The 12192-nt window shown below is 70.8% G+C and carries 15 protein-coding genes; 9 read left to right on the top strand and 6 right to left on the bottom strand.

The window, feature by feature from the left end; genetic code table 11:
• Positions 1-110 precede the first annotated feature (110 nt).
• The 4 genes from OG524_RS16960 (at position 111) to OG524_RS16945 (ending at position 3881) form a co-directional block, all read left to right on the top strand.
• Positions 111-2270 (top strand): MMPL family transporter, encoded by a 2160-nt coding sequence (locus OG524_RS16960; RefSeq protein WP_405389984.1) that lies wholly within the window; start codon positions 111-113, stop codon positions 2268-2270.
• 176 nt (positions 2271-2446) lie between these two features.
• Positions 2447-2779 carry a LysR family transcriptional regulator gene (locus tag OG524_RS16955; RefSeq protein WP_405810882.1) on the top strand — a complete coding sequence of 111 codons (333 nt, stop codon included), beginning with the start codon at positions 2447-2449 and terminating at the stop codon, positions 2777-2779.
• Positions 2780-2871: 92 nt separating this feature from the next.
• Complete coding sequence (locus OG524_RS16950; RefSeq protein WP_384501852.1) at positions 2872-3090, top strand: MbtH family protein; 219 nt, start codon at positions 2872-2874, stop codon at positions 3088-3090.
• Between the two features lie 20 nt (positions 3091-3110).
• Entirely contained in the window at positions 3111-3881 is a 771-nt protein-coding gene (locus tag OG524_RS16945) for a thioesterase II family protein (protein ID WP_405389986.1), read from the top strand.
• 61 nt (positions 3882-3942) lie between these two features.
• Here the strand turns inward: OG524_RS16945 and OG524_RS16940 are convergent, their stop codons facing one another.
• The 3 genes from OG524_RS16940 to OG524_RS16930 form a co-directional block, all read right to left on the bottom strand.
• On the bottom strand, positions 3943-4905 hold the full coding sequence (locus OG524_RS16940; RefSeq protein ID WP_405389987.1) for a hypothetical protein: 963 nt from the start codon (positions 4903-4905) through the stop codon (positions 3943-3945).
• Between the two features lie 85 nt (positions 4906-4990).
• Positions 4991-5959: a beta-ketoacyl synthase N-terminal-like domain-containing protein gene (locus tag OG524_RS16935; protein ID WP_405389988.1), complete on the bottom strand. Its 969-nt coding sequence runs from the start codon at positions 5957-5959 to the stop codon at positions 4991-4993.
• Positions 5956-7083 carry a beta-ketoacyl-[acyl-carrier-protein] synthase family protein gene (locus OG524_RS16930; RefSeq protein ID WP_405389989.1) on the bottom strand — a complete coding sequence of 376 codons (1128 nt, stop codon included), beginning with the start codon at positions 7081-7083 and terminating at the stop codon, positions 5956-5958. Before OG524_RS16930 ends, OG524_RS16935 begins: the two co-directional genes overlap by 4 nt.
• 239 nt (positions 7084-7322) lie before the next feature.
• On the opposite strand from OG524_RS16930, the gene OG524_RS16925 reads away from it, so the two are divergent.
• The 5 genes from OG524_RS16925 to OG524_RS16905 are packed head-to-tail and all read left to right on the top strand — an operon-like array spanning position 7323 to position 9706.
• The gene (locus tag OG524_RS16925) at positions 7323-7574 is read left to right on the top strand and encodes an acyl carrier protein (protein ID WP_405389990.1); all 252 of its coding nucleotides are present in this window, start codon (positions 7323-7325) and stop codon (positions 7572-7574) included.
• A complete protein-coding gene (locus tag OG524_RS16920; protein WP_405389991.1) occupies positions 7574-7939 on the top strand; it encodes a hypothetical protein in 366 nt (121 codons plus the stop codon). The genes OG524_RS16925 and OG524_RS16920 overlap by 1 nt, the downstream gene beginning before the upstream one ends.
• Complete coding sequence (locus tag OG524_RS16915) at positions 7939-8352, top strand: hypothetical protein (protein WP_405389992.1); 414 nt, start codon at positions 7939-7941, stop codon at positions 8350-8352. Before OG524_RS16920 ends, OG524_RS16915 begins: the two co-directional genes overlap by 1 nt.
• Positions 8352-8762: a hypothetical protein gene (locus OG524_RS16910; RefSeq protein ID WP_405389993.1), complete on the top strand. Its 411-nt coding sequence runs from the start codon at positions 8352-8354 to the stop codon at positions 8760-8762. The genes OG524_RS16915 and OG524_RS16910 overlap by 1 nt, the downstream gene beginning before the upstream one ends.
• Positions 8759-9706, top strand: a complete 948-nt coding sequence (locus OG524_RS16905) for a hypothetical protein (RefSeq protein WP_405389994.1) — start codon at positions 8759-8761, stop codon at positions 9704-9706. The genes OG524_RS16910 and OG524_RS16905 overlap by 4 nt, the downstream gene beginning before the upstream one ends.
• Positions 9707-9751: 45 nt before the next feature.
• Here the strand turns inward: OG524_RS16905 and OG524_RS16900 are convergent, their stop codons facing one another.
• From OG524_RS16900 to OG524_RS16890, 3 genes are all read right to left on the bottom strand, one after another.
• Positions 9752-10549, bottom strand: coding sequence for a hypothetical protein (locus OG524_RS16900; protein ID WP_405389995.1), 798 nt, complete (start codon positions 10547-10549; stop codon positions 9752-9754).
• Between the two features lie 192 nt (positions 10550-10741).
• Positions 10742-10942 carry a ferredoxin gene (locus tag OG524_RS16895; RefSeq protein ID WP_405393161.1) on the bottom strand — a complete coding sequence of 67 codons (201 nt, stop codon included), beginning with the start codon at positions 10940-10942 and terminating at the stop codon, positions 10742-10744.
• 5 nt (positions 10943-10947) lie between these two features.
• Positions 10948-12171: a cytochrome P450 gene (locus OG524_RS16890; RefSeq protein ID WP_405389996.1), complete on the bottom strand. Its 1224-nt coding sequence runs from the start codon at positions 12169-12171 to the stop codon at positions 10948-10950.
• Positions 12172-12192 lie beyond the last annotated feature (21 nt).

Below are 12192 nucleotides of genomic sequence, written 5' to 3'. Positions count from 1 at the left end.
CACGGCTACTTGAAGGCGGTCGGCACGTTGCGGAACGTGGCGGTCCAGTGTCCGAGTACGGGTACGCGGCGGCGGGACAAGCCGCGGGTCGAAGTTGTGGAGGGTTTTTCATGTTCCGAGGAATCGGGCGGTTCTCGGTGAACCGCCCCTGGCTGGTCGTCGCGTTGTGGCTGGTGGCGACCGCTGCCCTGATCGCGCTGGCCCCACAGTTGAAACCGACCAGCGACCAGGCGGAGTTCCTCCCTTCGCACTTCGAGTCGGTACGCGCCGTGGAGATCCAGAAGGACGCGTTCCCGCAGAGCCGCCAGCCCGCGGCCATCGGCGTCCTCCAGCGCTCCGACGGCAAGGCGCTGACCGCGGACGACAAGAAGGAGGTCGGCGAGATCGCGGCCGGCCTGCAGGGCGAGAAGCTCGCCAAGATCACCGACGTGGTGGCGGACCCGGCTGCGGTGTCGCCGGACGGGAAGATCGCCCTCGTCCATGTGTTCGCCTCCACGAAGACGGCTCATGACGAGGTGCTGGTCGACTCCGTCGGCACCCTGCGCACCGAGGCGGCGGACCTGCTCTCCGGCAGTGACCTGGAGCTGGGCCTCACCGGGCCGACCGCCACGGTGCTGGACTCGCAGGAGGCGTCGGACAGCACCGACGCGATGGTGATGATGTCCACGCTGGTGCTCATCATCGTGCTGCTGCTGGTCATCTTCCGCAGCCCCGTGATCGCCCTGATGCCCGTTCTCATCATCGGCGTCGTCTTCATGGTCACCATGGGTGTCATCGCGACCGCCAGCGAGATCTTCGGTATGGAGGCACCGGCCTCCATCTCCGCGATCCTCATCGTGGTGCTCTTCGGCGTGGGCACCGACTACACGCTCTTCCTGCTCTTCCGGTACCGGGAGCACCTCCGTGAGGGCATGCAGCCCAAGGAGGCGCTGGCCACGGCCGCCGGCCGGGTCGGGGAGACCATCACCTCGGCCGCGAGCGTCGTCATCGTCGCGTTCCTGTCGCTGCTGCTGTCCTCCATGGGCATGCTCAGCAGCATGGGCCTGTCGCTGGCCATCGCCGTCGCCGTCACCCTGGTCGCCGCGCTCACCCTCGTCCCCGCCGTCTTCTCGCTGCTGGGCACGGCGGCGTTCTGGCCGTCGAAGGCCTGGCGCAAGCAGCCCCGCGGCGCCATCGCGGGCCGGGTCGGAAGCTTCGCGGCCCGCAGGCCGGCCGCCATCGCCGGTGTCTCCGGTGTGCTCCTCGCGGCACTGGCCCTGGGCGTGTTCGGCTTCAAGGCGGAGTACGACACCGAGAGCTCGCTCCCGGACAACCTGGAATCCGTCCAGGCGATGAAGGACTTCCAGAGCGGCTTCTCCGCCGGGCAGTCCGACCCGACGTTCGTCTACGTGAAGGCGACCGGCGGGGCGGAGCTCGACAAGGGCGGACTGGACGCGTACGGGAAGGAACTGTCGGGCGTCGACGGCGTGGACCAGGTGGCCCCCGCCCTGGTCAGCCCGGACGGCCGGGTCGCGCAGTACAGCGTCGTGCTCGACTACCGTCCCACCGAGGACCGGGCCATGGACCTGGTCAACGGTGAACTGCGGGACACCGTCCACGAGGCCGCGCCGAAGGGCACGGAGCAGTACGTCGGCGGCAGCACGGCGGTCCTCGCGGATGTCCAGACCGCCGTGAACCGCGACTACAAGCTCGTGTTCCCGATCGCCGCGGTGGCGATCATGCTCATCCTCGGGCTGATGCTGCGCAGCCTCATCGCGCCCTGGTACCTGATGATCGCGGTCGGCCTCGGCTTCGGCGGGACCCTCGGCGCCACCGTCTGGCTGTTCCAGGCAGGCTCGAACGGCCTGTTGTTCATGCTGCCGGTGATCGTCTACCTCTTCGTCGTGGCGATCGGGACGGACTACAACATCCTGATGGTGGCCCGGCTGCGCGAGGAGATCCAGAGCGGCAAGGAACCGCGCGAGGCCGTACAGCAGGCCGTCACACACTCCGCCCCCACCATCGGTGCCGCGGCGGTCATCCTCGCGGGCACCTTCGGTGTGCTGATGCTCGCCGACAACTCCATGCTGAAGCAGATGGGCTTCGCCGTCGCCTTCGGCATCCTGCTGAGCGCGTTCGTGATCGGGATCCTCCTGGTTCCGGCGGTCACCACCCTGGTGGGCCCGAAGGCCTGGTGGCCGGGCAACCGCCACGACGCACCCGAGGGTGACGGCCCGGAGGCGGCGGGCGACCAGGACTCCGACGTCCTCGTCGGTTCCACGGGCAGGTAGCGGGGCAGGTCCGGACACCGCGCGCCCCCTGCCGGAACACGGCCGGGGGCGCGCGGTGTTCCGGTTCCGCGCCGGTGCAGCTTCCTGAAAGGTGAGGGGGGGAGGCGCCCCCGGTATCTGTAGGATTTTGATACGGCGTTCTTGGTCATCGGAATTTCTGCCGTGATATCGGCCGAATGCGAGGTGTGATGCACGAGCGTGAGTTCAAGGCTTTCGTTTCGGTTGCGGATACCGGGCGGATGGATGCCGCGGCACGACAACTCGGTTATTCCCAGCCCGCGATCACCTACCAGATCCAGTGCCTGGAACGGTCCCTCGGTTTCAAACTGTTCACCCGGCACCCCAGCGGTGTCCGGCTGACCAGTGACGGGCGGTCGGTCCTGTCATCGGCGCGGGCCGTCCTGACGCTGATGAACGACATCCGTAACCCGCGTACGGACAGGGAGGACGAGACCGGCGAACCTCCGGTCGAGGCCGCTGTCCCGATGTTCCGGAAGGAATCGGCCTGACACCGGAGCCCTCGCGCTCCGAATTCAGGACGGTCACCGGACTGCATGTCGCGATGAGTTCTTCCCATCCCGGAAACGTTGGAGAGAAAACGATGAGCACCAACCCGTTCGAGGACAACGACGCCAGCTACTACGTCCTGGTCAACGAGGAGGGCCAGCACTCCCTGTGGCCCGCGTTCGCCGAGGTCCCCGCCGGCTGGACGGTGAAGCACGGCCAGGACAGCAGGCAGGCCTGCCTGGACTACGTCGAGGAGAACTGGACCGACATGCGCCCGCTGAGTCTCGTGCGCCAGATGGCCGAAGCCAAGTAGGCGGGACCGGAAGGACGATCATGCAGACGGTATCCTCCACCGCCGCGGTGTACCGGCCCCGGCCTCGTCCGGGTGCCGATCGCGTGCTGGTGTGCCTGAGCTTCTGCGGCGGCGGCACCGCACCCTTCCGCCGGTGGGCGGACGTCGTGCCGGACGACGTGGAGCTGGCGCTGATCTGCTATCCGGGCCGGGAGGCGCGCTTCGGCGTGCCGTTCGCCCGCGACTGGGTCGCCCTGCGGGACGACGTGGTGAGCGCGGTCCGCGGCCTCGGCGCCCGGCCGTACACGCTGTTCGGCCACAGCATGGGCTCCTGGCTGGCCTTCGAGACGGCGGCGGAGCTCGAACGCCTCGGCGCCCCGGCGCCGTCCGCCCTCGTCGTCTCCGGCGGGGTGGCGCCCCACAGGCGCCAGGCGCACGGTGCCCATGTGCCCCGGTCGCACGACAGCGACGACGCCCTGGTCGCGTGGATGCGCGAGTTCGGGCAGATGCCCGCGGTCGTGGCCGCCGAACCGGAGCTTCGCGCCCTCGCGGTGGAACTGCTCCGTGCGGACCTCGCGGTCTCGGAGTCGTACCGCTTCTCCGCGGGGTCCCGGGCCTCGGTTCCACTGCGACTGCTCTACGGCACGGGGGACACCGAGCCCTTCGCCGAGGTGGAGCGGGACTGGAAGTCCCTGGCGGACGCGGGCTTCGAGGCGTTCGAGCTGCCGGGCGGGCACTTCTACGAGGCGGACGTGTGGGCCGGGCTGCCGAGATGGTGCACCGGAGCCGCCCCCCGCGCGTGGCGGCCGTAGTACGCGGGACGCCGCGCCGACCCTGTCGGCGTGGCGTCGCTCGTGCGGGGACCGGGGCGGTTCAGGCGGCCTCGCGCAGGGCCCGCCTGCGGTCGTGGAGGACCAGCAGGATGACCATGCCCATGAGTACGCCCAGGACGGTGCCGGCCTGACCGGCCAGCAGGTGCGCCAACTCGCTCTCGGGCGCGGGCCGTTTCGTGCCGAGGTTCGTGAGCAGGCTGTAGAGGCTGTACGAGAAGAGCATGCCGGAGGAGATCCATGACGCCGCCATGGGGATCAGGAACTTCTTCGGCCCCCGACGGCTCGTCAGCGCCAGGAGCCCCCACGCTCCGGCGAACGCCCAGACCCCCGTGCTCAGCGACAGCAGATGCCACCACATGTCACGGTGGGACAGGCTGCCCGCGTCGAGTCCCGCTTCGCCGCCCGCCGCCCAGAACACCTTGACGACGCCGAGCGCGACACAGCCGGCCGCGAGCAGCCGGGACACGGTGGTCTGCAGCGCCAGGGTGTTCCCCGGGGCCTCCCCCGGATCGGCCGGACCGCTCAGGGCCTCGGGCCACCGTGCCCTCGCGTAGCCGGCCAGTGCGAGGGGCAGGCCGATGCCCACGCCGACCAGCGAGATCATGACGAAGGTCTGTTCGTAGGCCCACAGGTCGGTGGAGGCCTCCGCCTGTTCGTCCCGGGACATGGCGGCCGGGCCGAGCACCGGCGCCAGGAGCAGCATGGGGACGAGCAGACCGGTGCCCACCCAGACGGGTATGACGATCAGCCATGCGGGAAGCCGCTCGCCCCACGGCCGGACGAATGCCGTCGCCAGCAGAATTCCCACTGCCGCGAGTACGGCGGTCGTCGCGTTGATCGCACGCCAGTCGGCTTCGCCCATTTCCTCGGTCGGGAGGAAGAGACCGAATGTCCAGGCGATTTTGATCAGCATGTACGGCATGACCGCAATGACGGTGCCGTAGCCGCAGATTCTGCGCATCCTGATCATTCGCGAGGTCGGTTGCACCGCCATCAGTGTCATGACCGGAATGGTATCCGAGTGGTGATAGGCGGTCAAAAGCCATGTGCCTTTTCGGCGGCGTATTCTTTTCGAAGGAATGGTGAAATCAAGACTGCACGGGGCTGCGTAGTGCCACGGCGGTGAGATGCCCGGAATCGGAGAGGGACACCACGAGTGCGGGCCCTCCTTCCCGGGCCAGCGCGATCAGCTCCAGAATTCCCGACACCGTGCAGTGCCGGGCCTCGGTGAATGTTCCCGCGGGGTCGCACAGCGAACCTCCGGCCCCGGCGACCGCCGTCGCGACGGCGTCCCGGGTCGCGGCTCCCAGCCGTGCGGCGCCGGCCGGTCCGCTGACGACGAGCCGCAGTCCGTGCGCGCCGGCGGCCAGTGCGGCGACGCGTGCGCAGGCCGCGGCGAGGGCGGCCGGTTCCCAGCCGCCGTCGGCACCCCGTACGACGAACCGGGAGAGCCCGCCGGTGATCTCGGCGAGCGCGCCGGCCCCGTCGGCCGGGTCGGCGGGATCCGGGGCCGACAGCACGACGGCGGCGGCTGCGTCGTGCTGCCGCTCCCCGTCGGGTGCCTGGTCGGTGGCCGCGGCCACCACCCGGTCGGCACGGCCGGTACGCAGCGCCGTGAGCGCGAAGTGCACGGCCTCCAGGCCGGCGGTGACCGGATTGGTCAGCGTGACCGAGAACGCCCGGGCACCGGTGCCGATGGCGAGCTGGCTGCCGGGGGTGCTCATCGAGAACGCGGGGACCTCGGCCGGACCGATACCCCGGACGCCCTCGGTACGCAGGGTGTCGTCCATCCTCCGGTGGGCGTGGGCGATCGCGTACTGGGTGCCCGTGACGACGCCCAGGCGCAGGCTCTGGCGGCCGGTGAGGGGCGGGTCGTCATGGCACCTGCCGAGCGCCTGGTGGCCCGCGGCGAGCAGATAGCGGGTGGCCGGGCTGAAGTACTTCCAGCCGCGCCGGCCGAGGTGTTCGGCGGGGTCGAACCAGGAGGCGTCCCGGTCCTCCGACGGAGCCCGGAGCTCCTCCGCCACCGCGCCGGTACCCGTCAGCCATACGTTCATGCGCCGGCCTCCCAGGCGAGCACCGCGTTGTTCGCCCCGAAGCCGGTGCCGCTCACCAGCACGGCCGGACGGGGCAGGGGGACGGGCCCCGCCAGGGGGATGTCCATCGGGCAGGTGGGATCGACGGTGGTGACATGGGCGTTGGGCGGCACCAGGCCCTCGCGCAGCATCCGGGCGGCGATCACACAGCCGAACACGCCCGCGGCGCCCGCGGTATGGCCCATCACCGCCTTCGGCGCGTAGCCGACCGTACCGGCGATGTCGCCGCCGGCGGCCGTCACGGCCTCGCTGACGGCGGTGCTCTCCACGGAGTCGTTGAGTGTCACCCCGGCACGGTGCAGGACGACGGCTCCGGGGGGTCCGGAGGTGGCGAGGGCCTGGGCGACCGCGCGCCGCAGCTGTCCGCCGGACGGCTCCGGAGCCATCGGATGGTGGGCGTCGCAGCTCCAGCCCTGCCCGGCGAGCACCGACTGCACCGCCACACCCCGGCGCCGGGCGGACTCGGCCGACTCCAGCACCAAGGCCGCCGCGCCCTCACCGGTGACCATGCCCGCGCGATCGGTGTCGAAGGGACGGCAGCACTCGGGGTCCAGCAGCCCGAACCGGTGCAGGGTGCCGACGGCCACCCGGGAGAAGGCGTCGCCGCCGCAGGCCACGACGATGTCGGCCTGCCCGGTCTCGATCAGCTCGGCGCCCCAACTCACCGCGTACGCACCGGCGGAGCAGGCGGTGGACAGGGTGTGGCCGCAGCCACCGATGCCGAAACGGTCGGCGACCACCGCGGCCACCCCGTGGGTCGCGAGCCGGCGGCCGGGCCCCTGCCGCTCCGCGAGGTCGATGTCGCCGAGCGAGGTGCCGACGGTCAGGCCGGCGGAGAGCAGGTCGTCGCCGGTCAGCCGGGCCTCGGCGACCGCCTCGGCGACCGCCTCGACCATCAGCGCGCCGGTGCGTCCGGTCGTGGCGTCGCCGGCCGGGGCCGCGTACAGCCGCGGGTGCTCCGGCAGACCGCAGGCGTCCGGTGCGGGCACCGGCCGGCCGTCGGCACGCAGCAGCCCCTCCCACAGTGCGTCGACCCCGCTGCCGAAGCAGGTCACCGCTCCCAGACCTGTGACGACGACCGTCACTGGCGCACCCCACTTCTCCGAACAGTGCAAAAACAATGCGACCGATACCGGACCAGGGTGCACTCGGTAATACCCGGACACTGTTGCGCCTGCAAGTACCTGCAGCAATCACTCGGGCATCTCCACCGCCTTCGGGATGCTGCATTACCATCGGCGGCGATCCGTCGGCTCCGTGAATTCGAATAGTGAACACCGAATGAAGCGGAGACGAGATGAATAGCCGAAAGAAAGGGAATCCGGTGAGTGTCGAAATTGCGCTGGACACGTCGGAGCTCCGGGACATGGTGGCGGACACCCTGGACGTCGAGTCCTCGGCGCTGACCGACGACGTGCTGCTCATCGAGGAGCTGGGCGTCGACTCGGTGGTGGCGCTGGAGCTCGCCGTCACACTGGAGCAGCGATACGAGATCAGGATCCCCGAGGAGGAGCTCATCAAGCTCCGTACGTTCCCCGACATCTGCGCACTGCTCAGCCGGAAGCTGAGCGGTTGATGGACGCGCGGCCGGACCGTACGGACGACGGCGGGAGCGCCGGCTCCTACTTCCTGATCGAGAGCAAGGGCACCTGGGCGGGGCCCAACGCGGGCACCTTCCTCCTGGACGCCGTGGCGCTGGCGGGAGCCGGCCACCGGGTGCGGGTCTACCTCGTCGAGGACGGGGTGCTCAGCGCGGCCGGAACCGATGTGCCCGAGATCGAGCGGCTCGCCGAGGCCGGGGTCGAGATCCTGGTCGACGACTTCTCGGCTGCGCAGCGCGCGCTCGGCGGCACCAGGCTGTCGCCGCACGTGAGGCTCGCCGGCATGGAGACCGTCGCGGCGGCCCTGGCCGAGGACGACTGCAGAGGTGTGTGGCACTGATGGGGACCCCGATGAAGCGCCGGGTGTGGGACCTTCTCCTGATCATGACCGCCGCCCCGCACTCCTGCGACGTGGTGACCTCGGCGCTGCGTCTCTCGCACGCGGTGCTCCACAACGGCGGGTCCGTACGGGTCTGGGCGTGCGGGTACGCCAACATGCTCACGCAGGACACCTTCGGAGACACCAAGCTGCCGAACACCCGGGACCCCGAGGGGCATTACCCCTCCTCCTCGGCGATCGTCCGGCAGCTGACCGCCGACAGCGACGGCCGCTTCGCCTGGATCGCGTGCACCGCGTGCACCGAGGAACGCGGAGCGACCCACCACATCCCGCACGTGCGGCACCGGTCGCCGTCCCGGCTGGCGGGAACCATCGGCGCGGCCAGGCAGACGCTGTACCTCGGAGGAGCCTGATGACGACCCGCCGGGCGGAGCCCCGCCGACGCGTGCTCTGCGTCATCGACCGCGCCTACCGGGGCGCGGTCGAGGTCCAGTTCTTCCACCCCCTGTACGGACTGCTCGACCTGCACGGCCAGTTCGAGCACGTCCATCTGGCGCTGCGCGGCGCGACGGTGACGATGGCCGTCGAGGAGCACGCCTACGTACCCTCGCTGCAGCTCGGTTCGACGACCCTTGACCGGCTCCCGGACTACCGGGGTTCCGTACGGGACCTGGTCGACGCGGGCTTCGAGGTCTTCGTGGACGGGGACGCGCTCGCCGCGCTCGGATTCGGCCCCGAGGACCTGCTGCCGGGCACCACCTGTACGAGCCCGGCGGAACTGGCGCGCCACTGGCCCGCGTACGACCACGTGTGGTTCATATGACCGGCCGGACTCCTGGGGGGCGGCACACCTTCGCGACCCCGCTGCGCGCGTTCGACAGGATCGACGTGTGCCCCGGCGGACCGGGCCTCCGGTTCCGCCTGTTCAAGACGGTGCGTGCCGACGACCCGTACATGGCCGGGCACTTCCCCGGCCTCACCCTGCTGCCCGCCGTCTTCGTCCTCGAAGGGCTCCGGCAGGCGGTGTCGGCACTCACCGGCGGCGACGAGCCGCTGAACCTGGTGGAGGTCACCTCCGGCCGGTGGCTGGCGCCCATGCAGGGCGGTGACGAGATCCGGCTGGACGTCACGGCCACCGAGGCCGGTGACGGGCGGTGGCGGGTCACCGCGGACGGCGTACGCCAGGACGGCGTCCCGGTCGTCGCCGCGAAGGTCGTGCTCGGCGGGCGGGACGCCGTCGTGTCCGACGCGCTCGTGCCCGCGGGCGGGCCGCCCCCGGTGGCCGTCACCGCTTCCGGACCCGACTACACCGCGATCCTGGACCGGCTGCCCGTACGCCACCCCATGCTGCTGGTGGACCGGGTGGAGGCCTTCGAGCCCGGCCGGGAGATCACGACGCTCAAGGCGGTCTCCGGGTCGGAACCGTGCTACGGGTCGATGGAGGACGGCCTGCCGCTGTCCCGGTACATGTACCCCAGGACGCTGATGCTGGAGTCCTTCGGGCAGTCCTCCGTGCTCCTGTGGCTGTCGAGCGGCACCACCGAGGGTGTGCAGGTCGCGGCGGCCTTCCGGCACTGCCGCTTCGCCGGAGAGGTCCGGCCCGGGGCCGTGCTGCGTCATGTGGTGCGCGTCGACCGGCTGATGTCGGACAACGTCTTCGTGTCCGGGGAGACCTGGGACGGCGGACGGTGCGTCATGACGGTCGGCGCGCTCATCGGTTCGAGCCGGCCGCGCGCCCGGGTCGACCGGACGGCGGCGGCTCCCTGACACCGGGGCGGCAGGCGCCGGGGCGGCGGTCCGCCCCGGCGCCTGTCAGGAGGGCGCGTGGGCCGAGAGGATCCCCGTGACGGCGTCGGCCGTCAGGGTGCTGCGCAGGATGTCGGCGTGGTCGACGGGAATCCCGACGGTCCGAGCGGCCAGCAGGGCCCCCTCGGTCGGCTGCCGGGAGTTGACCGCGGTGGCGGTGCGCCAGGCGGCGGTCGGATCGATACCCCGGGCCGCGTCCAGATACGACACGAACGACCGGAACACCGCCGCGAACTCCTCCAGCAGGTCCGTGTCGAGCTCCTCGCGGGCGAAGGCCGCCCCGGCCTGCTCCCGGAAGATCCGCACGAGCTCGTCACCGAAGGCGGCGAAGTCGGGGGCGGTCACCCGCGCCGCCGCCGCTGCCTGCCGTGCGGCGGTCACCTCGTCGGCGGAGAGCACCGAGGCGAACTGGCCCATCATGGCGGCGAAGTCGCGGTCCAGGGCGGCCGGCGTCGGCACCTCCGGGTCGAACATCACGAACGGGGGTGCCTGGCCCTGCCGGGCCGCCACCCGCGCGGCCAGCTCACCCGCGAAGACGCTGCCCGCGCAGTAGCCGAGCACGCCCCGGACGGTGTGGCCGCTGTCCTCGACCTGGCGGTCCCACCGCTCGATGTAGTCCGCCGCGGACATCCCGTCGCCGGTGTCGGGCTGCCTGGTCTCCCACACGGTGAGCTGTGGGTCGAGGTGCGGGACGAGGTCGGAGAAGCTGGAGTCGGGCCGCCCGGTGGTGGCGAAGTCGACGGCCAGGACGAGGCCGGAGCCCTCGCCGGCCCTGAGCACCTTCCAGCGGTTGAGCCTTGTCATGTGTGCGGTCCACTCTGGTCGACGGCCGGCACCGCGGAAGGGTGCGGGCGTATGGAGGTGTCGGGTTCGGGCACAGAGGCGGGCCCGTCGGCGTGTGTACGGCGACGGACCCGCGAGCCGGTGTGCGGGCGGCTCGGTGCCTGTCGGGTGACCTCTGACCGGGTGCCCGGGACCGGAGGCCACCCGACAGGTTCAGCCGCCGGTGATCCCGATGGCCTTCGACGGGCAGATGTGCTCGGCGATCTTGCGCGCGTGGTCGGCGTCGGCGCCCGCGGGGCTGTCGTCGAGCAGAACGACCAGGCCGCTGTCGTCGTCCTGGTCGAAGACCGCCGGCGCGCTCATCACGCAGAGGCCGGCACCGATGCAGCGGTCGGGGTGGACGTGCACCCGCATCCCGCTCACCAGCCGACCACGAGCTTGTGCACCGGCGGCAGCCCGTCGACGAGCTCGATCGGCTCGTCGGACTCGACCACGTGCAGCGCCGGGAAGCGGGCGAAGAGCGAGGTGAAGCACAGCTCCATCATCAGCCGGGCCACGTGCTGGCCGAGGCACTGGTGGACGCCGTACCCGAAGGACAGGTGGTCCCGCGAGTCGCGGTGGATGTCGAAGTCGTCCGGGTCCGTGTACTTGGCGGGGTCCCGGTCGCCGAGGCCCTTGAGCACGAGGATGCCCTCGCCCTCCTTGATGGTCACCCCGTCGATCTCCACGTCGGCGAGCGCCACACGGGCGATGATCTCGTCGACGATGCTGAAGTACCGCAGCACCTCGTTCACGGTCTTGGGCATGAGCCCGGCCGGGTCGGCCTGGAGGGCCTTGAGCTGCTCGGGGTGGTCCAGGAGCGTCTGGGTGCCGAGCGCGATGCGGTTCACGATGAACTCGTAGCCCGCGAGCAGCAGCATCTTCGTCATCAGCGTCAGACCATGGTGGTCGAACTCGTCGGTCCGGCCGGCCCGGGTGATGAAGTTGCCGAGCATGTCGTCGGTGGGGTTCTGCTGCTTCTCGGTGACGAGGGTCGCGAAGTACTTCATCAGCTCGTTGTTGGCGGCCATCTTCTCGTCCATGGTGTACGAGTGGCGCGTGCCGACCATGATCGCGGCGTTGCGGGTGAACACGTCGCGCTCGGCCTCGGGGATGCCGGCCATCTCGCAGATCACCTGGGCCGGCAGCGGCAGGGCCAGGGCCTGGACGAGGTCGGTCGGGCCGCCGGCCTCCTCCATGCGGTCCAGGTAGCGGTCGATGAGCTCCTGGACCCGGGGGCGCAGCTTCTCGGAGGCCTTGATGGTGAAGTCGGGCAGCGCCATCTGCCGGACCCGGGTGTGCCGCGGCGGGTCCATGGTCACCAGCAGGTTCTTCGAGTCCCGGGCGATCATGTCCAGCAGTTCCTGCGGCGCCGGGAACCTGATGGGGAACGTCGGGTGCGGCTCCACGCTGAACCGGTTGTCGGCCAGCAGCCGCTGTATGTGGTCGTGCTGGGAGACGAGCCACGCCTTGCTGCCCGACGGCATGGTCACCTGGGTCAGCGGGCGGCCCGCCGGCACCTGACCGTACTCGGTGAGCAGCGGGTTGGGCCATCCGCGGGGGGCGACGGGGCAGGTCGCCGGCATCTCCATGGCGTCGGTCATAGGGGTTTTCCCTGTCTTTGT

The sequence above is a fragment of the Streptomyces sp. NBC_01520 genome, from assembly GCF_045040375.1.
Taxonomy (GTDB): Bacteria; Actinomycetota; Actinomycetes; order Streptomycetales; family Streptomycetaceae; genus Streptomyces.
The sequence above is the reverse complement of the archived record's forward strand: the minus strand, read 5'-3'. Positions and strand labels throughout refer to the sequence as shown.